This is a genomic window from Streptomyces sp. NBC_00096 (assembly GCF_045041305.1).
Classification (GTDB): Bacteria; Actinomycetota; Actinomycetes; order Streptomycetales; family Streptomycetaceae; genus Streptomyces.
On record NZ_CP108221.1, the window covers coordinates 3,852,012 to 3,872,427 of the forward strand.

At 72.1% G+C, this 20,416-nt stretch carries 20 protein-coding genes; 13 read left to right on the forward strand and 7 right to left on the reverse strand.

What is annotated here, in order from left to right; all coding sequences use genetic code 11:
- Positions 1–44: 44 nt before the first annotated feature.
- A complete protein-coding gene (locus OG904_RS16970; RefSeq protein WP_405491775.1) occupies positions 45–629 on the forward strand; it encodes a Uma2 family endonuclease in 585 nt (194 codons plus the stop codon).
- On the opposite strand, the gene OG904_RS16975 is transcribed toward OG904_RS16970, so the two are convergent.
- Positions 626–1,216: a rhomboid family intramembrane serine protease gene (locus OG904_RS16975; protein ID WP_405491777.1), complete on the reverse strand. Its 591-nt coding sequence runs from the start codon at positions 1,214–1,216 to the stop codon at positions 626–628. The two genes, OG904_RS16970 and OG904_RS16975, sit on opposite strands and share 4 nt — an antisense overlap.
- Positions 1,217–1,310: 94 nt before the next feature.
- Between OG904_RS16975 and OG904_RS16980 the strand changes: the two genes are divergently transcribed.
- Entirely contained in the window at positions 1,311–2,015 is a 705-nt protein-coding gene (locus tag OG904_RS16980; protein ID WP_405491779.1) for a UbiX family flavin prenyltransferase, read from the forward strand.
- Here the strand turns inward: OG904_RS16980 and OG904_RS16985 are convergent.
- Positions 2,012–2,146 (reverse strand): hypothetical protein, encoded by a 135-nt coding sequence (locus OG904_RS16985; protein ID WP_405491781.1) that lies wholly within the window; start codon positions 2,144–2,146, stop codon positions 2,012–2,014. The two genes, OG904_RS16980 and OG904_RS16985, sit on opposite strands and share 4 nt — an antisense overlap.
- A gap of 130 nt (positions 2,147–2,276) precedes the next feature.
- Between OG904_RS16985 and OG904_RS16990 the strand changes: the two genes are divergently transcribed.
- From OG904_RS16990 to OG904_RS17010, 5 genes are all read left to right on the forward strand, one after another.
- Complete coding sequence (locus OG904_RS16990) at positions 2,277–2,732, forward strand: Lrp/AsnC family transcriptional regulator (RefSeq protein ID WP_328300204.1); 456 nt, start codon at positions 2,277–2,279, stop codon at positions 2,730–2,732.
- A gap of 119 nt (positions 2,733–2,851) precedes the next feature.
- Complete coding sequence (gene mqnE / locus OG904_RS16995) at positions 2,852–4,015, forward strand: aminofutalosine synthase MqnE (RefSeq protein WP_405491784.1); 1,164 nt, start codon at positions 2,852–2,854, stop codon at positions 4,013–4,015.
- A gap of 238 nt (positions 4,016–4,253) precedes the next feature.
- Positions 4,254–4,562: a DUF4229 domain-containing protein gene (locus OG904_RS17000; RefSeq protein WP_405491786.1), complete on the forward strand. Its 309-nt coding sequence runs from the start codon at positions 4,254–4,256 to the stop codon at positions 4,560–4,562.
- A 395-nt stretch (positions 4,563–4,957) separates the two neighbouring features.
- Positions 4,958–6,334, forward strand: a complete 1,377-nt coding sequence (locus tag OG904_RS17005; RefSeq protein ID WP_405491788.1) for a dicarboxylate/amino acid:cation symporter — start codon at positions 4,958–4,960, stop codon at positions 6,332–6,334.
- Positions 6,335–6,579: 245 nt separating this feature from the next.
- A complete protein-coding gene (locus OG904_RS17010) occupies positions 6,580–7,611 on the forward strand; it encodes a hypothetical protein (protein WP_405491790.1) in 1,032 nt (343 codons plus the stop codon).
- Positions 7,612–7,635: 24 nt separating this feature from the next.
- On the opposite strand, the gene OG904_RS17015 is transcribed toward OG904_RS17010, so the two are convergent.
- The 3 genes from OG904_RS17015 to OG904_RS17025 are packed head-to-tail and all read right to left on the reverse strand — an operon-like array spanning position 7,636 to position 8,950.
- Positions 7,636–7,857 (reverse strand): hypothetical protein, encoded by a 222-nt coding sequence (locus tag OG904_RS17015; RefSeq protein WP_405491792.1) that lies wholly within the window; start codon positions 7,855–7,857, stop codon positions 7,636–7,638.
- A gap of 47 nt (positions 7,858–7,904) precedes the next feature.
- Positions 7,905–8,096 carry a DUF397 domain-containing protein gene (locus OG904_RS17020; RefSeq protein WP_405491794.1) on the reverse strand — a complete coding sequence of 64 codons (192 nt, stop codon included), beginning with the start codon at positions 8,094–8,096 and terminating at the stop codon, positions 7,905–7,907.
- Positions 8,093–8,950 (reverse strand): helix-turn-helix domain-containing protein, encoded by an 858-nt coding sequence (locus OG904_RS17025; protein ID WP_405491796.1) that lies wholly within the window; start codon positions 8,948–8,950, stop codon positions 8,093–8,095. The genes OG904_RS17020 and OG904_RS17025 overlap by 4 nt, the downstream gene beginning before the upstream one ends.
- A 155-nt stretch (positions 8,951–9,105) precedes the next feature.
- Here OG904_RS17025 and OG904_RS17030 point away from each other — a divergent pair, with 155 nt between their 5' ends.
- The 5 genes from OG904_RS17030 (at position 9,106) to OG904_RS17050 (ending at position 15,405) form a co-directional block, all read left to right on the forward strand.
- On the forward strand, positions 9,106–9,591 hold the full coding sequence (locus OG904_RS17030; RefSeq protein ID WP_405491798.1) for an ATP-binding protein: 486 nt from the start codon (positions 9,106–9,108) through the stop codon (positions 9,589–9,591).
- A gap of 202 nt (positions 9,592–9,793) precedes the next feature.
- Positions 9,794–10,849 carry a helix-turn-helix domain-containing protein gene (locus OG904_RS17035; RefSeq protein WP_405491800.1) on the forward strand — a complete coding sequence of 352 codons (1,056 nt, stop codon included), beginning with the start codon at positions 9,794–9,796 and terminating at the stop codon, positions 10,847–10,849.
- Between the two features lie 268 nt (positions 10,850–11,117).
- A complete protein-coding gene (locus OG904_RS17040) occupies positions 11,118–12,971 on the forward strand; it encodes an AMP-dependent synthetase/ligase (RefSeq protein ID WP_405498072.1) in 1,854 nt (617 codons plus the stop codon).
- Positions 12,972–13,388: 417 nt separating this feature from the next.
- Positions 13,389–14,750 (forward strand): alpha/beta hydrolase, encoded by a 1,362-nt coding sequence (locus OG904_RS17045; RefSeq protein ID WP_405491802.1) that lies wholly within the window; start codon positions 13,389–13,391, stop codon positions 14,748–14,750.
- A gap of 79 nt (positions 14,751–14,829) precedes the next feature.
- Positions 14,830–15,405: a hypothetical protein gene (locus OG904_RS17050; protein ID WP_405491804.1), complete on the forward strand. Its 576-nt coding sequence runs from the start codon at positions 14,830–14,832 to the stop codon at positions 15,403–15,405.
- 40 nt (positions 15,406–15,445) lie between these two features.
- On the opposite strand, the gene OG904_RS17055 is transcribed toward OG904_RS17050, so the two are convergent.
- Both OG904_RS17055 and OG904_RS17060 read right to left on the reverse strand, forming a co-directional pair.
- The gene (locus OG904_RS17055; protein WP_405491806.1) at positions 15,446–16,606 is read right to left on the reverse strand and encodes a lipase family protein; all 1,161 of its coding nucleotides are present in this window, start codon (positions 16,604–16,606) and stop codon (positions 15,446–15,448) included.
- A gap of 372 nt (positions 16,607–16,978) precedes the next feature.
- Positions 16,979–17,995 carry an AraC family transcriptional regulator gene (locus OG904_RS17060; protein WP_405491808.1) on the reverse strand — a complete coding sequence of 339 codons (1,017 nt, stop codon included), beginning with the start codon at positions 17,993–17,995 and terminating at the stop codon, positions 16,979–16,981.
- Between the two features lie 119 nt (positions 17,996–18,114).
- Here OG904_RS17060 and OG904_RS17065 point away from each other — a divergent pair, with 119 nt between their 5' ends.
- Positions 18,115–20,022 (forward strand): AMP-dependent synthetase/ligase, encoded by a 1,908-nt coding sequence (locus tag OG904_RS17065; RefSeq protein ID WP_405491810.1) that lies wholly within the window; start codon positions 18,115–18,117, stop codon positions 20,020–20,022.
- The last annotated feature ends 394 nt before the right edge of the window (positions 20,023–20,416 follow it).

Sequence of the window (20,416 nt, forward strand, 5' to 3'; positions counted from 1 at the left end):
CGTGGCCTGCCCCGGGGGCCAGCGTGCGGCATACCATCGAGTGCATGGACAGGGAGGCCGACGTGACCGTCTCGGAGAGCGACCGCCTGCACTCGCAGCTCAGCCGGTTCGAGGACATGTTCCCCGGGTACCGGACCGAGATCGTCGAGGGCAACATCGTGATGAGTCCGGTCAAGCCGCACCACAACGAAACGATCTGGGAGGTCCGCACGGCTCTCAAGGGTCAGCTTTCGGAGGAGTGGGGATTCATCAGCGATGTCGCAGTCCCCTTCGACCCTGACAACGAGCTCTGTCCCGATCTCGCGGTGATCCCGAAGGCGGAGGTGCGGAAGAACCTCAGCGCCTACCCGCCCGACCTGATCGAGCTCGCCATCGAGGTCGTCTCCCCCAGCAGCGTGCGCAACGACTACGAGGTCAAGGACCGGGCCTACGCCCGGCGCGGGATCCCGCACTACCTGATCTTCGACCCGTACAAGGCGCAGTGCACCACCCTGTGGAACCCCGGGCCCGACGGCTACCTGGGCCGCGACGTGATCCCGTACGGGGACACGGTCACCGTGGAGACCGGCATCGGGAAGGTCACCGTGGACACGGCCGAACTGCCCGTGGACCCCGGCACCGCCGCCTAGGCCGCCACCTCGGCCCGGGGGCGGGAGAAGACGGCCACGGCCGCGCCCGCGAGGAGGCCGAAGAGGTGGGCCTGCCAGCTGACCACGGAGTCCGTGGGGAGGGCTCCGGCCAGGAAGGTCGTGCCCCAGACGGCGGCCATGACCACGGCGACCGCGACGCCGAGCGGGCTGCGCTCCACGAAGCCGCGTATCAGCAGGTACCCGAAGAGGCCGAAGATCAGGCCCGAGGCGCCCGCCGTGATGCTGTGCGCCGGGGAGATCAGCCAGACGGCGAACCCGTCGGCGAGGACGATGGCCGCGCAGACGGCCAGGAAGCGGCGGATCCCGCTCAGCGCGGTCACGAAGCCGAGGACCAGCAGCGGGACGCTGTTGGACGCCACGTGGTCGAAGCCGAAGTGCAGGAACGGCGCCAGGGGTATCCCGCCGAGACCGTCGGCCTCCCGGGCGGTGATCCCGTAGCCGTCGAGGGCGTGGCCCGTGGCGTAGTCGACGGCCTCGATCAGCCAGAGCAGGGCGACCCAGCCCAGCATCAGCTGCGCGGCTTGCTTGACCCGGCCGGTCCGGCTCCAGACGCTGACCCCACTCATGACGACCCCGTCCCCTGTGCTTCCGTGTCCACCCCTTGAACGTGCGGTCACCTTAGCCAGTGCCCATCAGCGGTGGCCGGATAGTCTCGGAGGTATGACTGAGGGCAAGCGCACCCCGTGGGTGGTCGGGGTTTCCGGGGCGTCCGGGACGCCGTACGCGGCCGCGGTGATCCGCGGGCTGCTGGCGGCGGGCGAGAGCGTGGACCTGGTGGTGAGCCGGGCGTCCAGGCTGACCCTGCTGGACGAGACCGGGATCGCCTTCCGCGACGCGCACTGGCGCGACGACCTGGCGGAGTGGCTGGAGCGGGGGGCCGACGGCAAGCCCGCGACCTTCGCACGGCCGGAACTGGACGGAGTCCGTCACTGGGGTGCCGGAGATCTGGCGGCCGGACCGAGCAGCGGCTCGTACCCCGTCAAGGGGATGCTGATCGTGCCCGCGTCCACGGCCTGCGTGGCCGGCGTGGCGCTGGGGCTGTCGAAGGACCTGCTCCAGCGGGTCGCGAGCGTGACGCTCAAGGAGCGGCGCCGGCTGGTGGTGGCGGTACGGGAGACCCCGCTGAGCGGGCAGACGCTGAAGCATCTGGTGAGCCTGGACGAGGCGGGCGCAGTGGTGCTGCCCGCCTCTCCGGCGTTCTACGCGGGTGCGACGCACATCCAGGATCTGGTGGACTTCGTCGCGGGGCGGGTGCTCGACGCGGCAGGGGTGCCGCACGGCCTGTACCGCCGGTGGGAAGGGGAGCTGGGAGGCTCCCGGGCCCCCGTTCCCGGGAGGGACCGGGGGGCGGGCGGTGGCGCCTAGCGCTTCTTGGCGCGCCCCGGCCTGCGGGTCTTGTCGACGCGGTGTGCGGCGGCGGGCTGGTCGGTGCGGGATCGGTTGGCCAGCTCCTGGAGCTGTCGCATGTGCGCGTAGGCCATCTCGATCGTGTACACGGTGAACCACTCCTGAAGATCGTCAGATCGTCTTTGATCTGTTGAAAGATTCACAGGGTGTCGACCCTGTGTGCCTTTGATTCTATACGTAAACTCGAGGGAACGCCGAATAATGGAAGGCTCCAGGTATATGGACGCGGTGGATAGGCAGCTCATCCAGGCACTTCGTGAGAACGGACGTGCCTCGTACGCGGAGCTGGGCCGGCTCGTGGGCCTCTCCGGCCCCAGCGTCACCGACCGGATCAACCGGCTGGAGACGGCCGGAGTCATCACCGGCTACCGCGCGACCGTCGACGCGGCCTCGCTCGGCCTCGGCGTCACGGCGCTGATCGGCATCTCCCTCTCCGACGCCGCGGACCACGAGGACGTGGCCCGCCGGCTGCGCGACCTCTCGGAGATCGAGGACTGCTGGTTCATCGCCGGTGACGACTCCTTCATGCTGAAGGTGCGTGCCAACGACGTGGACGGTCTGGAGAAGATCATCCGCAAGCTCTCCGGAACCAAGGGCGTCTCGCGGACCCGCACCACGATCGTGCTCTCCACCAAGTGGGAGAACCGGGTCGGGGGACTGCCCGAGGAGGCCTGAGAGTACGGTTGGGACGATCGCGGCCAAGGTCAAGGACAGGGCCAAGGCCAAGGACAGGGTCTAGGTCGCGGTCGAGGTCGCGGGCAGTGACGAGGACAGAGGACAGAGGAGAGGGCGGCATGGACGCTGGGCTCAAGCGTGAGCTGGAGGAGAAGGTTCGCTCCGGCGAGCGGCTGACCCGGGAGGACGGCATCGCCCTCTACGAGTCGGACGACCTGGCCTGGCTCGGCGGCCTCGCCCACGAGGTGCGCACGCGCAAGAACGGCGACGTCGTCCACTTCAACGTCAACCGGCACCTCAACATGACGAACGTGTGCACCGCTTCGTGCGCCTACTGCTCGTTCCAGCGCAAGCCGGGCGAGAAGGACGCGTACACGATGCGCATCGAGGAAGCCGTTCGCCTGGCCAAGACCATGGAGAACGAGAACCTCACCGAGCTGCACATCGTCAACGGCCTGCACCCCAGCCTCCCGTGGCGGTACTACCCGCGCTCGCTCTCCGCGCTGAAGGAGGCGCTGCCGAACGTCTCGCTGAAGGCGTTCACGGCGACCGAGATCCACCACTTCGAGACGATCTCCGGCATGTCGGCCTCCGACATCCTGGACGAGCTGATCGAGGCCGGTCTGGAGTCCCTCACCGGCGGCGGCGCGGAGATCTTCGACTGGGAGGTCCGCCAGCACATCGTCGACCACCGCACCCACTGGGAGGACTGGTCGCGCATCCACCGCCTGGCGCACGCGAAGGGCCTCAAGACCCCTTCCACGATGCTCTACGGGCACATCGAGGAGTCGCGCCACCGCGTGGACCACGTGCTGCGGCTGCGCGAACTGCAGGACGAGACCGGCGGCTTCCAGGTCTTCATCCCGCTGCGCTACCAGCACGACTTCGTGGACATGAAGGACGGCAAGGTGCGCAACAAGCTGCAGGCGCGCACGACGATGGCGACGGGCGCGGAGGCCCTGAAGACCTTCGCGGTCTCGCGCCTCCTCTTCGACAACGTCCCGCACGTCAAGGTCTTCTGGGTGATGCACGGCGTGCAGACCGCGCAGCTGGCGCTCCAGCACGGCGCGGACGACATGGACGGCTCGGTCGTCGAGTACAAGATCACGCATGACGCGGACAACTACGGCACCCCGAACAAGCTGGGCCGCGAGGACCTGCTGGAGCTGATCCGCGAGGCGGGCTTCCGCCCGGTCGAGCGCAACACGCGCTACGAGATCATCCGCGAGTACCCCGGCCCGGACGCGGGGCTCCGCGAGACGCCGCAGGCCATGCGCCTCTGACACCGGCCGACGAGGCCCCGGCTCCCTCCACGGGGGGCCGGGGCTTTCCTGTGCGCGACGACCGCGACGACCGCGACGACAGCGGCGACGTCCGCCCTCCTGCTGCCGCCGCACTGACCTGCGGAGCCGCGGCGGGCGTGACCCCGGCGGGCCGGAGCCGGGCCCCGGCGTGCTTCACTGGACGGGCACGAGCCGACGTACGACCACGTACCACCACGACGAGAGAGCAGGGGTCACCGTGTCCCTCAAGCCGAGCGCGACGATCCGCTACACCGCGATGCGTCTGGGGATCTTCGTCGGGTGCCTCGTCCTCGTCGCTGCCCTGGTCCGGCTGGGCTGGGTGCCGGGGAGCCTGGGCGACGCCAACTTCGTCTGGATCGTGCTGCTCGCCCTCGTGATCTCCGCCCCGCTCTCCTTCGTCCTGCTGCGCAAGCAGCGCGACGAGATGTCCGTGGCCATCTCCGGACGCGTCGCGGGTGCGAAGCAGAAGCTCGCCGCGAACCGCAGCCAGGAGGACGTGGCGGACGACGCCTCGCGCGTCAGTTAGGTTCATCACACACCGAATTGCCCCGGCGCCGGGCCCACCGCCCGCCGCGCCGGGGCTTTCGGCGTTTCCGGGGGTCTCGGGGAAGGGTTCGCGGGCAAGGGATCTCAAAGGGACCCTTTTAGATTCCCAAAGAAGAAGTGTTAGCGTGTTCAACATGTTGACGACAGCCGCGCACCGGGTGCACCGCATGCACCGGAAGATCACGAGCGTTCCGCTCGTGGCGCGCCTGCACGTCGACCTCTGCCGCCGCGTGTCCGCGGCCTGTTGCTGTTGTTGCTGAGTCCCGCGACCAGCCCTGGCACAGCAGCGGTCCCGCCCGCCCGGCTCTTCGTCTTTCCGGGTGCTGCCGCACCGCACCACCACCCCACCGCAGAAACCGCAGAACCACCCGGAGAGTGTCCGTGTCCGCGTCACCGCAGACCCCTGCCGCCCAGGCCCCGGCCCAGGCGCCCGCCAAGAAGTCCTCGTTCCGCTTCCCCTTCTGGGCGCAGATCGTCACCGGCCTCGTGCTCGGTGTCCTGCTCGGCTGGGTCTCCCGCAGCCAGGAGATCAGCTGGCTCGGCACCACGCTGGAGCAGATAGGCGACATCTTCGTCCAGCTGCTGAAGCTGGCCGTCGCCCCGCTCGTCTTCTTCGCCATCCTGGTGTCCATCACCAACCTGCGGAAGGTGAACAACGCCGCGCGGCTCGCCTCGCGCACGCTGCTCTGGTTCATGATCACCTCGCTGATCGCGGTGGCCATCGGCCTCGGCATCGGCCTGCTCACCAACCCGGGCTCCGGCACCGGCCTCACCCCGCAGGACGGCAAGCTGCCGAAGCGCCACGGGTCCTGGCTGGACTTCCTGACCGGCATCGTGCCGAAGGACATCATCACGCCGTTCACCGAGCTGAACGTCCTTCAGATCGTCTTCCTCGCCGCCGTCGCCGGTATCGCCGCCCTCCAGCTCGGCAGCAAGGCGCAGCCCGTGCTGAACCTCGCCGAGTCCGTGCTGGAGCTGCTCCAGAAGGCGCTGTGGTGGGTCATCCGCCTCGCCCCGCTCGGCACCGTCGGCCTGATCGGTACCGCGATCGCCACGTACGGCTGGGACCTGCTCGGCAAGTACGCGACCTTCACGGCGGACGTGTACGTCGGCTCCGCGCTCGTGATGTTCGGCGTCTACCCGCTGCTGCTGTGGACCGTCGCCAAGGTCAACCCGCTGCAGTTCTTCAAGGGCGCCTGGCCCGCCATCCAGCTGGCCTTCGTATCCCGCTCCTCGGTCGGCACCATGCCGGTCACCCAGAAGGTCACCGAGCGCCTCGGCGTCCCGAAGGAGTACGCCTCCTTCGCCGTCCCGTTCGGCGCGACGACCAAGATGGACGGCTGTGCCGCGATCTACCCGGCGCTCGCCGCGATCTTCATCGCGCAGATCTTCGACGTGCAGCTCGGCATCACCGACTACCTGCTGATCGCCTTCGTCTCCGTCGTCGGCTCGGCCGCCACGGCCGGTCTGACGGGCGCCACGGTCATGCTGACCCTGACCCTGTCCACGCTGGGCCTGCCGCTGGAGGGCGTGGGCCTGCTGATGGCGATCGACCCGATCCTGGACATGATGCGCACCGCCACCAACGTGGCCGGCCAGGCGCTGGTCCCGGTCATCGTCGCGGCCCGCGAGGGAATCCTGGACAAGGTGGCCTACGCGACCGCCTCTTCCTCCCCGCTGGACGAGCCGGCCCCGGCTCCGGCCGAGGCGCCCGCCGAGGCCGCCGCCGAGAAGGTCCTCGTCACGGCCTGACCCCCGGCCACCCGCACCCCGCAGCCCCCGCCCCCGTCCGGGCGGGGGCTGCGGCGTGCCCGCAGGGTCCCGCGCCGCTCGCGGCGCAGCCTCATCCTTGAACTGGCCCTCGGTGAAGGGGGCGAAGCGCAGGGCTTCCGCGGAGACGTCGGCGGGCGCTTCCTCCAGGCCGTCGGGGCCGGGCCCCGGGCCCGGCGACCGGCCGGCCGAGGGCCGGGCAGGCCGTGGCCTTAGGGTTCGGGACCATGACGAGGACCACGCCACCGCGCCCGCTCGACGCCGAGGCGCTCTTCCCCGGGCTCGCCGCTCACCGCGGCACGACCACCCGGCTGCATCCGCGGCCGGGCAGCCCCGACGCGTCGGTGAGCTCCGTGGGCGGGCCGATGCTCTGGCCGGCGGACGAGCCGTGGCCGGTGTGCACCGATCCGCACCCCCACGGTCGCGGCCGGCGCCCCGCGGACATCCACCGGGAGCGGGAGCTCCTGGCCGCCGCGTGGGCCCGGAACCCGGACCCCGGCCCCACGGAGGAGGAGCGGGGGCTGCTGGAGGAGCTCCGGCGCAGGCACCGGGCGGCGGGGGAGAGCGGGGAGGCGGATCCGCTCCCGATGATCGGTGTGGCCCAGCTGTACCGCCGGGACGTGCCCGACCTGCTCGCGGGTCCGCAGGACTGCGATCTGCTCCAGGTGTTCTGGTGCCCCTTCGACGCGCACGGCGAGAAGCGGACCGGCATGCTGCTGGACCTGCGCTGGCGCCGGTCGTGGGAGGTCGCGAGCGTGCTGGCGCAGCCGCCCGTGCCGGAGGTCGTGGGCTCCGAGGGCTACGTACCCGAGCCGTGCGTGCTGCACCCCGAGCAGGTGGTCACGTACCCCTTCGCCGGGCTGCTGCCCGAAGAGCTGTGCGACCGGATCGAGGCCAGGGAAGACGCCCTCGAAGAGGAGGCCGAGGAAGCGGGCGTGGAGGAATGGGACTGGCCGACCTACCAGTTCGACCTGTCCATCCCGCCCGGCTGGCGCGCCGGGGGCTACGCGTCCTGGAACCTGACCGACGCCGCCCCCGTGGACTGCCCGTCCTGCGCCGCCCCGATGGAACTTCTGCTGACCATCGCCAGCTCGGAGTGGGACGGCGCGAGCGGCAGCTGGATGCCGCTGGAGGAACGGGACCCGGCCGGCGGCGGGAGCTGGGAGCCCACCGAGGTCCAGGTGGGCCGCTGGGGCAAGCTGAACGTGTTCGCCTGCCCAGCGGACCCGGGACATCCGCACCTCAAGAGCATCCAGTAGCTGCCGGAAGCTACGGCCTCGGGGTCAGCCGCTGGGCTGGTTGGCGAACAGTTCGAGGTGCCCGCAGCGGGGGCAGCGGGCGGCCTCGACGCGGTAGCGCTTCTTGCCCTTGATGAACCGGCCGAAGGCGCCCGTGCGGAGCTCGCCCTCGACCCACCGGGTGAAGCCACTGGCGCTGGTGATGTCGTCCAGCAGGCCCTTCTCGAGGCCGGTGGCGGAGCAGTGCGTACAGGTGACCATGTCCATGCGCGGAGTCTAGGAACGAAGCCGCGGAAGGTCCCCCTTCGGTTCGCTCAGCCGGTGGCGGCGTGCGCGAGGAACCCGGCCCAGGCGCGGGGCGCGAAGGCGAGATGGGGCTGGTGGAGGTCCTTGGAGTCGCGGACGTGGATCGTGGCGGGGGTGTTTGCCACCTCGACGCAGTCGTTGATGTCGCCGCTGTCGCTGTAGCTGCTCTTGAACCACTCCAGCTCGGGCTTGCGGATCATGTCTCTCCCAGCACTTGCTCGATGAATGCAACCGACTCCCGTGGCGTGAGAGCCTGGGACCGGATCATGGCATGACATTGCTCAAGGACCCGGAGCCGCTTCGGATCGGAGACGGGGCGACCGTTGAAGGCGCCTTCTGAGCGCCCCACTGCCGATCCGTCCGAGAACTTCAGCACCTGGATCAACCCGCCCATCCCGGCGTGCTCTTCGCGATCGGTCGGCATGATCTGAATCGTCACATGCCGCAACCGGGCCACCTCCAGCAGGCGTTCGAGTTGCCCGCGCAGCACCATTGTCCCTCCGATGCGGCGTCGAAGGGTCACCTCTTCCTGGACGAAACTGAGAGCTGGTGCCGGGGACCGTTCGAAGATCGCCCTTCGGGCCATCCGGCCGGCCACGCCGCGTTCGACCTCCTCCGCGCTCTGCGGCGGCTGCCACATTTCGAACAGGGCCCGCGCGTATTCGTGCGTCTGCAACAGGCCGTGGATGTTGTGGTTGCTGTAGGCCGACATCTCGACCGCCCGACCCTCCAGCTTCGCCAGGTCCCGGACCTTCTTCGGGTAGCGGACCTGTTCCATGTCCTCCTTCATCGCGGCGATCTTCCCGCCCGCCCGCAGCGCCTCGTCCGCCCTGTCCAGGTACTCGGGCCGCGGGATCCGTTTGCCCGCTTCGACCTTGCGGATGAGGTCCTCGCCGTAGCCGATCTCCGTGCCGAGGTCCGTGGCGCGGATGCCCGCTTCCTCGCGCCAGGCCTTGAGCTGGCGGCCCAGCGCGGCCAGGACGGCCACGCCCTGTTCGTCCTCGGGATCGACGTCCCAGCCGGCGTCTTCCGTACCGTCACTGTCCACGCTCATGCGTGCCCCACCTTCAACGCACCGATTTCCTCAGCACTCCGTTCCCGGGGCCCGGACGGGACAGGCACGACAGCACCGGACAACGACCGGACAGAAGCCGGACGCAAGGGAGGTTCCGCTTCTCACGGTACGCACGCCCCACCACGCTCGGTTACGTGAATACGCAAATCAGCGACTCCGCAGAGCAGTTCACCGCCCGGCTCACGGCCACGCCCTTCGGGGCCCGCCAGGCCCGCCGCCTCGCCGTCGAGAAGCTCGCGTCCTGGGGGCTGTCCTGCGAGGGCCCCGCGCTCATCGTGGCCGAGCTCGCCGCCAACGCGGTGACCCACGGCCGGGTTCCCGGCCGGGACTTCCGGATCGGGCTGGCCCTCGGCGGCGGGGTGCTGCGGATCGAGGTGGTGGACACGCGGGGCGACCGGGTCCCGGGTATCCGCGACGCGGGCGGGAGCGCGGAGGCGGGGCGGGGGCTGGTGCTGGTCGACGCCATCGCGGACCGGTGGGGGGTGGAGCGGGGGTTGCCGCCGTGCAAGGTGGTGTGGGCGGAGCTGGACGTGACGCGAGGGCCTGTTGGGGGCTGCGAACCGGGTCGCGGGGGACCGGGATCCGGTGGCGCCGGACGTCAAACCCTTGAAATCCGGTGAGGTAAATCCAACCAACCCCACCCCTCCGGCTCCCCAGGCGTCCGCCATCACTCGCATGGGTGAACTGCGCCAACTGGGCTGGATTTTGGGATGGTTGCCGGGCATATGCTCGCCCCACACAACACCAGACATGAGACGGCCCCCGCCGGGACGGCAATCCCGATCGAGGGCCTGACCAGATCAGGAAGTCCAACCCTTCCCTATGGCTCTCCAGAACCTTAGCGCTCCCTCGCGCGCCTCGTCCCGTGTTCACGCCGGGACCGCTCAATCCGGTGTCGTCCACGTCAAGGTCCGGCACGCCGCCCACTACACCGTGATCGGCAACCACCTCGTGCAGCACCGCTCGTTGTCGCTGGTTGCGATCGGTCTCGCCGCCTACATCCAATCCCTGCCCACCGGTGCGCGCATTGGCATCAAGCGGCTGACGGAGCGGTTCCGGGAGGGGGAGACGCGGATCTCGGGCGCCCTGCGGGAGTTGGAGGCACACGGGTACCTGGAGCGCAGCCGGGTCCGGCTGCCGGACGGACGGGTGATCACCCGAACGGTGTCCTTCAACCGCCCCTCCGCGCGCGGCGGCCCGCCCCTGGAGCCGGTCGCCGAGCCGGAGCCCGTGGCCCCGGCCCAGCTGGAACCGGGACCGGGCGCGGAACCGGAGCGGGTGGCTGCGCCCGAGCCCCCGCCCGTGCCCGACCCGGGTGCGATGCCCGAGCCGGCGCCCCCATGGGGGCCCGACCCGGAGCCCGAGCCTGAGCCCGAGCCCGACCCGGAGTCCGGGCCCGACCCGGAGCCGGCGGCTGCGCCCCCACCCCCGCCGCCCCAGGACCCGGGCCCGGGGGCCGAGGTGGCTGCCGAGTCGGGGTCGGAGCCTGCGGCCGCGCCGGGCCCCGTACAGCCGCCGGAGGCATCGCTGCGGCAGGCCGAGGAGTTGCTCGCGCGGCTGCGCGGGGACGATCCCCGGCTGCTGCTCGCGGAGCGCGACGTGCGGCAGCTGGCGCCCGGGGTCGCCGAGTGGCTGGAGCGGGGGGCGGAGCCGGAAGCCGTACGCCTCGTACTGTCCTCGGAGCTGCCCAGTGACCTGCGGCACCCCGCCGGTCTCATCGCCTACCGGCTCAAGGCCTGGGCTCCGCCCGAACTCCCGGCGCCACCACCCGTACGGGCCGTCAGACCGCCGGATCCGCTCCAGAACTGCGACGGCTGCGACCGCGCCTTCCGCGCCCCCGCTCCGGGCCGCTGCCGGGACTGTCCGTCCGCCCCTTGATGCCCGGGGCCCGGCGGTGTGCCCCCGGCCGGGTCACCGCCGCCGGGACCGCCCCTCCGCCCCCGGCGGGTCGCGGGGCGCCCGTGACCGGCCCGTGGGTGCGAGGTGGGGGTGTGGGCGGCATGGCGTGGAGCATCGGTGAAAAAGCGGTCGCGGGGCTGTTCAGGTGTGGTTACCGCTAAGTAGATTACCGGCGGTAACCCAATGGCCCATTAGCCCGGTAACCCGGTGACCGAGGAGGGCACGCGTGACAGCCGAATCGAGCCTGGTGAGGGTCGCCGAACCCGTCGAGCCCGTCAAGACCCTGATCGACGGGCGGGTGCGCGAGGTCTGGGTACCCGCCCTGGTGGCACCTCCGCAGTACGGCTCCCTCGGGGACATCCCCTTCGACAACGCCCGCGAGGCCCCGGGCGAGGCCGTGCTCGCCCGCAAGGAGCGGGACGGGACCTGGCGGGACGTGACGGCGGCCGAGTTCGCCGCGGAAGTGCTCGCCGTCGCCAAGGGCCTGATCGCCGAGGGGCTGCGGCCCGGCGACCGGATGGCCATCATGGCGAGGACCACGTACGAGTGGACGCTGCTGGACTTCGCGGGCTGGGCGGCCGGGCTGGTCACCGTACCGATCTACCCCACCTCCTCCGCGATCCAGGCGCGCTGGATCATCCAGGACTCGGGAGCCGTCGCCTGCGCCGTCGAGGACACCGCGCAGGCGCGGATCATCAGTACGGAGCGGGCCAACCTGCCCTGGATGCGCCACCTCTGGGAGTTCGACACGGGGGCCGTGGCCCGGCTGGTCAAGGCGGGGGAGCACGTGCCCGACGAGGTCGTGCGCGACCGGCGGGCGGGGTGTTCGCCGGAGTCGGTGGCGACCCTGATCTACACCTCCGGGACCACCGGCCGGCCCAAGGGGTGCGTGCTGACGCACGCCAACTTCTTCGCCGAGGTGGACAATTCGGTGGAGCTGCTGCACCCCGTCTTCAAATCGGTCAGCAAGGACCCCGCCTCCACACTGCTCTTCCTCCCCCTCTCCCACGTCTTCGGGCGGATGGTGGCCGTCGGGTGCATGCGGGCACGGGTGAAGGTCGGGCACGCGCCGAGCATCAGGAGCGAGGACCTCCTCGCCGACCTGGCCGGCTTCCGGCCGACGTTCCTGCTGGCGATCCCGTACGTCCTGGAGAAGGTCTACAACACCGCGCGGGCCACCGCCGAGAAGATGGGCCGCGCCTCCTCCTTCGACCGGGCCGCCAGGATCGCGCGGAGCTTCGGCGAGCTCGCCGAGGGCAAACGGCCGGGGCTGGCACTGCGGATGGGCCGGGCGCTGTACGACCCGCTCGTCTACCGGCGGATCCGGGCGGCGCTGGGCGGGCGCGTGCGGTACATCCTCAGCGGCGGCTCCCCGCTCGGGCGGCGCCTGGCCGCCTTCTACACGGGCGCGGGCATCGAGGTCTTCGAGGGCTACGGGCTCACCGAGACGACCGCGGCCTCCACCATCACCCCGCCGCTGCGGCCCCGGCTGGGCACCGTGGGCTGGCCGCTCCCCGGGACGGCGGTACGGATCGCGGACGACGGCGAGGTCCTGCTGTCCGGGCCGCACGTGTTCGCGGGGTACTGGAACGGCCCGCCGGCAGGCTCGGCCGGGCAGTGGCTGGCCACGGGGGACATCGGCGAACTGGACGCCGACGGCTACCTCACCATCACCGGCCGCAAGAAGGACCTGATCATCACCAGCGGCGGCAAGAACGTGGCCCCCGCCCCGCTCGAGGACTGGCTGCGCGCCCACCCGCTGGTCGGCCAGTGCATGGTGGTCGGCGACAACCGGCCCTACGTCACCGCGCTGATCACCCTGGAACCGGAGGGGCTCCAGCACTGGCGGCAGATGCACAAGAAGACGGCGATGCCGATCTGGGACCTGGTCCGCGACGAGGAGCTCCTGGCGGACCTCCAACGGGCGGTGGACGACGCGAACCGACTGGTCTCCCGCGCGGAATCGATCCGCCGCTTCGCGGTCCTGACGACCGACTTCACGGAGGAACGCGGCCACTTGACCCCCTCCATGAAACTGAAGCGGGCCGCCGTGGCCCGCGACCACGAACGCGAGATCGAGGGGCTGTACGGGGCCTCGTGACCATGACCTCCGCTCGGGAAGCACCGGCGGGGCGGCGGGGCAAGGGGCTGAACGGGTGGCGGCTTCCCGGGCGGGGTGGGTGGGGTCGGTTTATCGTGGGCTGACCGGATTTGGGGGGCCTCTGAGGAGGGTGCAGTGCACCGTTCCCGCCCGTCTCCGTCTCCCTCCCCGTCTTCGTCTCCGTCCCCCTGCCCGGCCGTCCGTGTTCGCGGGCGCGGGCGGCGTGCCCGGGCCCGGATAGCCGGGGGGCTGGTGGGGGTCGCGCTGGGGGCCGGGGTGCTCGCCGCTGCCGCGGGTACCGGGGCCGGCTCGCGACCCGGCGCTCCCGCCCCCGCCGCCACCGGAGGACCGCGGATCCGGTGGGGGGAGTGCCCCGAGAAGCCCGTGCCCGCCGGGATGCAGTGCGGGAGCCTGCGAGTGCCGCTCGACTACGCCAGAGGGGGGAACGGCGGCGGGACCGTCCAGATCGCCCTCGCCAGGCTGCCCGCCACCGGGCCCGGGCGGCGGCTCGGGTCGCTGGTGCTGAACTTCGGGGGGCCCGGGGCGCCCGGGACATCCACCCTCGCCGCCGATCCCAACGGGTTCGCGGAGCTGGGCAAGCGGTACGACCTCGTCGCCTTCGACCCCCGGGGGGTCGGGCGGAGCGAGCCCATCAGCTGCGGCGGGGATTCGCAGGCGGGCGAGGAGGCGGGCTCCGGGGCCGCCGACGGGCCCGCCGCCGAGCTCGCCGCCCTGCGCGCCGTCGCCGAGCGCTGCGCGCGCGACTCCGGCCCGGTCCTCCCGTACGTCGGTACCGTCAGCGTCGCCCGGGACCTGGACCTGCTGCGGCAGGCCCTCGGGGAGAAGAAGCTCGACTACCTCGGCTTCTCCTACGGGACGCGCCTCGGCGCGGTCTACGCGTCGCTCTTCCCGCACAGCACCGGCCGGATGGCCCTCGACGGGGTCGACACCCTCTCCGAGCCGCTCACCGAGCAGGCGCTGGTCTCGGCGGCCGGCCAGCAGCGGGCGCTGGACGACTTCCTCGTCTGGTGCGCCCGCCGCCAGGGGTGCGTCTACGGAACCAATACGCGTACCGCCAAGGAGAAGGTCCAGGCCCTCGTCGCCCGCCTCGACGCCGACCCCCTGCACGGCGAGGGCGGCTTGCGCTTCACCGGGCAGGACGCGGTCGAGGCCATCGGGGCCGCCCTGTACTCGCCGAGGATGTGGCCCCAACTCGCGGGCGCGCTGGCGCTGGTGGAACAGCGCCGGGATCCGGTGGGGCTGATGCAGCTCGGCGGGCCGACCGAGCCGCCCCCGCCCTCCGGCGGCGGCGGCAAGCCCGTGCCCGCCGACAACGCGTCCGCCGCCCTCGTCGCCGTGAACTGTGCCGACGACCCGGACCGCGGGGACGCCAAGGCCTCCCCGGCCGCCATCGCGCGGGAGCTGGAGGAGCTCCAGCCGATCTTCCTCGCCGCCTCGCCCGTCTTCGGGCCGCGCCAGCTGATGACGGTGCTGTCCTGCTACGGGCGCCCCGCCGGCACGGACGCCATCCGGAAGATCGACCATCCGGCCGGCATCCCGCGCATCCTCCTCGTCGGTACGCGCGGGGACCCGGCCACCCCGTACGAGTGGACGGAGGAGACGGCCCAGCGGCTCGGGAACGCCGTGGTCCTGGACCACAAGGGCGACGGGCACACCGGGTACACGTCCTCGGCCTGCGTGCAGCAGTACGTCAACCACTTCCTGATCGACGGCCGGCTGCCGTCCGGCACGCGCTCCTGCCCCGCCGAGGAGTCCTGACCGGCCCGGGGTTAGGGTGACGCGCTCGATGTCCGAGGGCGGGGGAGAAGAACGCGTGAACCGGAAACGGCTTTGGTTGATGACCTGCGGCGTCACGGCAGCAGTCGCACTGCTGTCCGCCTGCGGCGGCGCTGACGGTGGCGACGGCGACGCTGCTGACGGTGGTGGCGGTGGCGGCGCAGTGGTCGCGGACGCGGATCCCTCGGCGGGTGCGTCCGCAGACCCGTCCGCGTCCTCGTCCTCGTCCTCGTACGCGGACCCGGTGTCCGAGAAGGCGGCCACGGCCGAGAAGGTCAAGTCCGCCGTGGAGACGCGGCTGACCGCGCACGAGGCCCGGTTCGGCTCCGGTGTCACATCGCCGTGCTCGACGGGCTCCGCCAAGATGTTCACGCAGGACTGCGACGCCGCGGCGAAGGCGACGAACGACGACGCGGCGTTCTCCCTGGCCCAGATCGGCGGCCACGAAGGCTTCGCCACGCTGAGGTCGGCGGCGCAGAAGATCCAGAAGGCCGCCGCCAGGTATCAGGAGCTGGGCTGCCCGAAGAACCCGGCGGATGCCGCCGACCGCCAGTCGTGCCTGGACTCGGCGGCCGTCCTGGCCCAGGGCTTCCCGGACCTCCGCACCGGCCTCAACCTCGGGCTGGCCGGCAAGTAGCCGGAGGACCGGCCGGTGCGGAGCGGTGGCCGCCGGGCGGTCAGCAGTTGGGGTGGGTGGAGCGGTCCGCGAAGCGGTCCGCGAGCCAGTTCCCGGCCTCCAGGGAGTGGGTGATCACGCCGCTGACGTGCTCGCCGACCAGGATGGTGTCGAACTCGACGTTCGCGCCCTTCGCGCACCACTCGGAGCGCAGCCGGCGCCCGACGGCGTACGGGATGAGCTCGTCGCCGAGCGCGTGGTACTGGTACACGGGCGCGGCCGGGGCGGTGCCCCCGAGCCTGCTCTGGTTCAGCCGGGCCTGCCAGTCCGGCTGCGCGAGCGGGTTGCGGGTGGTCAGGTCGGAGACCCGCTTGAAGGAGCCGGCGATGGAGTCGATGGCCACGCAGTTCTCCTTCATGCCGTCCACCAGGACCTTCCCGGCCGCGTTGAGGTAGGAGTCGAGCTTCAGCTCCGGGAAGGCCGCGTCCTGGCCGGCGGCGGCCATGAAGATGAGGCCGGAGCCGTAGGAGCCGTTGTTGAAGTCGGCCACCTTCATCAGGTCGGCCGGGACACCGCCCGTCGCGGTGCCCTTGACCTTCAGCTCCGGTGCGTACGAGCCCTGCAGCTCGGCCGCCCAGCTGCTGGCCTGGCCGCCCTGGGAGTACCCCATGATGCCGACCGGCGTACTGGCGGACAGCCCCGTCCCGGGGAGGCGGGTCGCGGCGCGGGCGGCGTCTAGGACGGCGTGGCCGGCGGAGGGGCCGACGGTGTACGTGTGGACGCCCGGGGTGCCGAGGCCCTCGTAGTCGGTGACCACGACGGCCCAGCCGCGCAGGGTGAGCTGCTGGATGAGGTTGGCCTCCAGGGCGGTGCCGTACGGGAGGTTGTTGCTCGGCGCGCAGGAGTCGCCCATGCCGACGGTGCCGACGGCGTAGGTGACGAGGGGGCGCGGGCCGGTGCGGCCGTCCTGCGGGACGATGACGGTGCCGGAGACGACGTTCGAGGCGCCGTCGGCGGTCGTCGAGTTGTAGTGGATCTTCCAGGCCCTGGTGTTGGTGGGCTGGAGGGGCAGCGGGTGGAACGCGGACGGCTCGCTGCTGACGATGTCGCCCGGGCGGGGGGCCTGGCCGGCCTCCTCGCCCGCGTGGGCGGTGGTGGCGGGTACGGCGACCGACAGCGCCAGGGCGGCCACGGCGGCGAGGGCTGAGCTTCGGATGCGCATGGGGCGGCTCTCCCAATGGGTCCGGTGGGGGTAGGTGAGGAGACCGTAGTGACCGACCGGTAGGAAGGTCGCTGACCGCGCAGCTCACCTTTCCTGACCCGGCGCCTCATTCACCCGATTGCCACGAGGGCGAGGCGCGGTGTGCAGCAGGCGTCCCGGCCGGACCTCTACGTCATGGGCGCGGAGACCTCGGGTGCGCCCACCGCGGTGGTGACGCCCTCGCGGCGGTGAACGCGATCCTGCGCTGATCGGCGGCACCGGCTGACCCGGCCTCCCTGAGGCCCCGCCCCCGGCCCCGGCCGCTGCCCCGGCCCCTGCGCAGACCGATGCCGCGCGGGGGCACGGGGCGCGGGGCCCGGGAGCGGCCCCGGCCTAGCCCCCCGACGCGATGCGGTACGCCCCCGGAGTCGTGCCCGTCCAGCGGCGGAAGGCCCGGTGGAAGGCCGTGTCCTCCGAGAAGCCGAGCCGGGCCGCCAGCTCCGCGATCGGTTCGCGGCTCTCCGCCAGCCCCGCGATCGCCGCGTCCCGCCGCACGTGGTCCTTCAGCTGCTGGAAGGACGTGCCCTCCTGCTGCAACCGCCGCCGCAGCGTCGCGGGCGACACCGCGAGCCGCCCCGCCACCTCCCCGAGCTCCGGCAGCCGCGGCGAACTCCGCAGCGCCTGCGTCAGGCTCCGGCGGACCTGCTCCGCGACCGTGGTCCCGTACGCCGGGCGGGACAGCAGGTCGAAGGGGGCCCGCCGCAGCATCGCGTCCAGCGCGGCCTCGTCGCGCACCAGCGGCGCGGTCAGCCAGTGCGCGTCGAAGGCGACGGCCGCGCCCGTGCGCGCCTCCCCGAAACGGACCGGGCAGCCGAAGAGGATCTCGTACTCCTCCTCGTGCGGCGGCGCCGGATACGCGAAGGAGGCGTACGCGAGCGGGATGCGCCGACCGATCAGCCAGCTGCTCAGCCGGTGCCAGATGGCGAGCACGCACTCCGTGAGGAAGCGTTCCTCGTCCCGCGCGAAATCGTTGCGCACCGTGAACCTCGCCTGCCCGCCCTCGACTTCGAGCGCCAGCTCCGGCCCGCCGGGGAACAGCCCGTAGAAGTTCGCGGACCGCTCCACCGCCGCGCCGAGGTCCCGGCAGCTCAGGGCGGCGTAGCACATCATCGCGAAGGTCCCGGGGCGGCTGGGGGCGGTGGACAGGCCCAGGAACTCGTCCTGCGTGACCCGGTACAGCGCCCGGAACAGCCGCGCGAACTGTGCGGGCGTGACCCGCGCCCGGTCGTCGCCCAGCAGCAGCGGCGGAATCTGCGCCTCCTGGAGCAGCGGCACGGTGTCGACACCGCTGCCGCGAGCCCCCGCGAGCACGGCGCGCACGTGGTGCACGGTGACCGTCCGCCTCCCCATGGCTCTGACGGTAGCCGCATTGAGCGCTGGGGTCAGCGGGGGTGACGCTTCCGGTCATGCCGCGGACGCCTCCGGGGTGCCTAGCGTCATCGGTACGACCCGAGGGGGAGGCGAGCCCGATGACCGACGCGACCAGTGATGCGGCGAGCGACGTGACCGGCGGTGCGACGAGCGGGGCGATCGGGGTGAGCGGGGTGAGCGGGGCGGCGACGGACGGGGCCGAGCGGCGGCCGCGCACGCTGGCGGTGTTCACCGAGTGGACGGGCGAGCGCTACGCGGCCGAGACCGCGCTCCGGCACAAGGCACGGCCGGCGGCGCAGGCGGCACAGGCAGCACCGGAGGCGCAGGCAGCACCGGTGCCACCGGCGGAACCAGCACCCCCCGGCACCTGGTCCACCGTCTCCTACGCGGAACTGCGCGCCCGCGTAAGGCAGTCCGGGTGCGCCCTGCTCGGCCTGGGGGTCGCCGCCGGAGACCGGGTCGCGCTGCTCGCGGAGACCCGCCCGGAGTGGACGTACACCCACTTCGGGGTCCTGGCGGCGGGGGCCGTCCTCGTGCCCGTGTACCCGACGGCGGGGGAGGAGGAGCTCGCCTGGGTGCTGTCGGACTCCGCGGCGGTGGTGGCCGTCTGCGACGACGCGGCACAGGCCGCGCGGGTGGAGGCGCTGCGGGGCAAGGGGGAGCTGCCGGCGCTGCGCGCGGTGGTGGCCATGGACGAGCTGCGGTCCCTTCCCGGGGCCGCTCCGGAGGCCGAACTCCTGGCCCGGGCGGCCGCGGTGGAGCCGGCGGCCGACGCCTCCATCGTGTACACCTCGGGCACCACGGGCCTCCCCAAGGGCTGCCGCCTCACGCACGGCAACCTGGGCGCGATCCAGGACGCGACGCTCCCGCTGATCAAGGGCGGCCCGGGCGACTCCACGTACCTCTACCTCCCGCTGGCCCACCTCCTGGCCCAGCTGATCCAGTTCACCACCCTCCTGGAGGGCGGGGAGCTCTGCTACTTCGGTGGCCGGATCGAGGACGTCATCGGCGAGCTCGCCGAGGCGAGGCCCACGCACCTGCCCTCCGTACCCCGCCTGTTCGAGAAGCTCCACTCCGTGGTCCTTTCCCTCGCGGAGTCCCAGGAGGGCGGGGCCGCCCGCTTCGGCGAGGCGGTCCGGCTGGGCCTGCTGGCCGCGGAGGGCCGTCTGCCGGAGGAGTCCCGCGAGGCGTACGAGGCGGCCGAGAAGTCCCTGTACTCCCTGGTCAGGGGCGCCTTCGGGGGTCGCCTGCAGTGGGCGCTGACGGGCGGTGCGCCGATCGCCCCGGCGACGCTCGACTTCCTACGGGCCTGCGGGATCCCGGTGTTCGAGGGCTACGGCATGACGGAGTCGGGCGGGGTCATCAGCCTCAACCACCCGGCCGGGATCCGCTACGGCACGGTGGGCCGCCCGATCGCGGGGTGCGAGGTCCGCATCGCGCAGGACGGCGAGGTCCTGGCCCGGGGCCCGATGATCTTCCCGGGGTACCACGGCAACGACACCGCGACGGCGGAGACCCTGGACGCCGGGGGCTGGCTCCACACGGGCGACCTGGGCGAGCTCGACGCCGACGGCTACCTCTCCATCACGGGCCGCAAGAAAGAACTGATCATCACCTCGGCGGGCAAGAACATCACCCCCACCGAGCTGGAGTTCGCCGTCCAGCGCTCCCGCTGGGTCTCCCGCGCGGTCATGATCGGCGACCGCCGCCCCCACCCGGTCGCCCTGATCACCCTGGACGCGGAGGAGATCACGGCCTGGGCCGCGCGGGAGTCGATCGACCTGGACCCCGCCCGCCCCGGCGCCCACCCGGCGGTACGGGCCCTCGTGGAGGAGGCGGTCACGGCGGCCAACGCCACGGTCTCCCGCCCGGCCCGCGTCCGCGCCTTCCACATCCTGTCCGAGGAGTTCACGGTGGACGCGGGCACCCTCACCCCCACCCTGAAACTCCGCCGCAGAGCAGTGGCGGAGCGGTACGCGGCGGAGATCGAGGAGTTGTACGGGTAGGGGGTGGGGTGGGGTCGGGGGTGGGCGGGTGCTGCGGGTTGGGCGGGGCGTTGACAGGGTCCGGTGGGAGCCCGGCAGTCCAGTGTCCTTTCGGTGCGGGCCGGTCCGTCAAGGGCGCTCCTCCTTCGTCGTCGCGTCGCTTCGCGATGGCCTTCGGCCACCCTTGACCGACCGACCCACCCCGAAATGCCACAAGACTTCCGGGTTCCCCCCGGGGAACGGCCGGGAGGGACGGATGGGGAGGAGCGGCCGGATCAGGGATGTCCATGCCCCCTCCGGCCAGTGCGATCCGGACCGTCGAGCGGTCAGGAGCGGCCAGCTGGAGGGTACGGCTGCCCGGGACGGTCGGAACATCCAGGACCGGGCGGTCGGACACCCTTCCCGAGACTTCGAC

Coding starts and splice junctions, on each gene's coding strand:
- OG904_RS17020 (WP_405491794.1), bottom strand. CDS start 8,096: ATGATCCGCAAGCCCGAGCTGGAGTGGTTCAAGAGCAGCTACAGCGAC.
- OG904_RS16980 (WP_405491779.1), top strand. CDS start 1,311: ATGACTGAGGGCAAGCGCACCCCGTGGGTGGTCGGGGTTTCCGGGGCG.
- OG904_RS17035 (WP_405491800.1), top strand. CDS start 9,794: ATGGCTCTCCAGAACCTTAGCGCTCCCTCGCGCGCCTCGTCCCGTGTT.
- OG904_RS16975 (WP_405491777.1), bottom strand. CDS start 1,216: ATGAGTGGGGTCAGCGTCTGGAGCCGGACCGGCCGGGTCAAGCAAGCC.
- OG904_RS17050 (WP_405491804.1), top strand. CDS start 14,830: ATGACCTGCGGCGTCACGGCAGCAGTCGCACTGCTGTCCGCCTGCGGC.
- mqnE (WP_405491784.1), top strand. CDS start 2,852: ATGGACGCTGGGCTCAAGCGTGAGCTGGAGGAGAAGGTTCGCTCCGGC.
- OG904_RS17025 (WP_405491796.1), bottom strand. CDS start 8,950: ATGAGCGTGGACAGTGACGGTACGGAAGACGCCGGCTGGGACGTCGAT.
- OG904_RS16970 (WP_405491775.1), top strand. CDS start 45: ATGGACAGGGAGGCCGACGTGACCGTCTCGGAGAGCGACCGCCTGCAC.
- OG904_RS17065 (WP_405491810.1), top strand. CDS start 18,115: ATGACCGACGCGACCAGTGATGCGGCGAGCGACGTGACCGGCGGTGCG.
- OG904_RS17010 (WP_405491790.1), top strand. CDS start 6,580: ATGACGAGGACCACGCCACCGCGCCCGCTCGACGCCGAGGCGCTCTTC.
- OG904_RS17015 (WP_405491792.1), bottom strand. CDS start 7,857: ATGGACATGGTCACCTGTACGCACTGCTCCGCCACCGGCCTCGAGAAG.
- OG904_RS17055 (WP_405491806.1), bottom strand. CDS start 16,606: ATGCGCATCCGAAGCTCAGCCCTCGCCGCCGTGGCCGCCCTGGCGCTG.
- OG904_RS16990 (WP_328300204.1), top strand. CDS start 2,277: ATGGACGCGGTGGATAGGCAGCTCATCCAGGCACTTCGTGAGAACGGA.
- OG904_RS17060 (WP_405491808.1), bottom strand. CDS start 17,995: ATGGGGAGGCGGACGGTCACCGTGCACCACGTGCGCGCCGTGCTCGCG.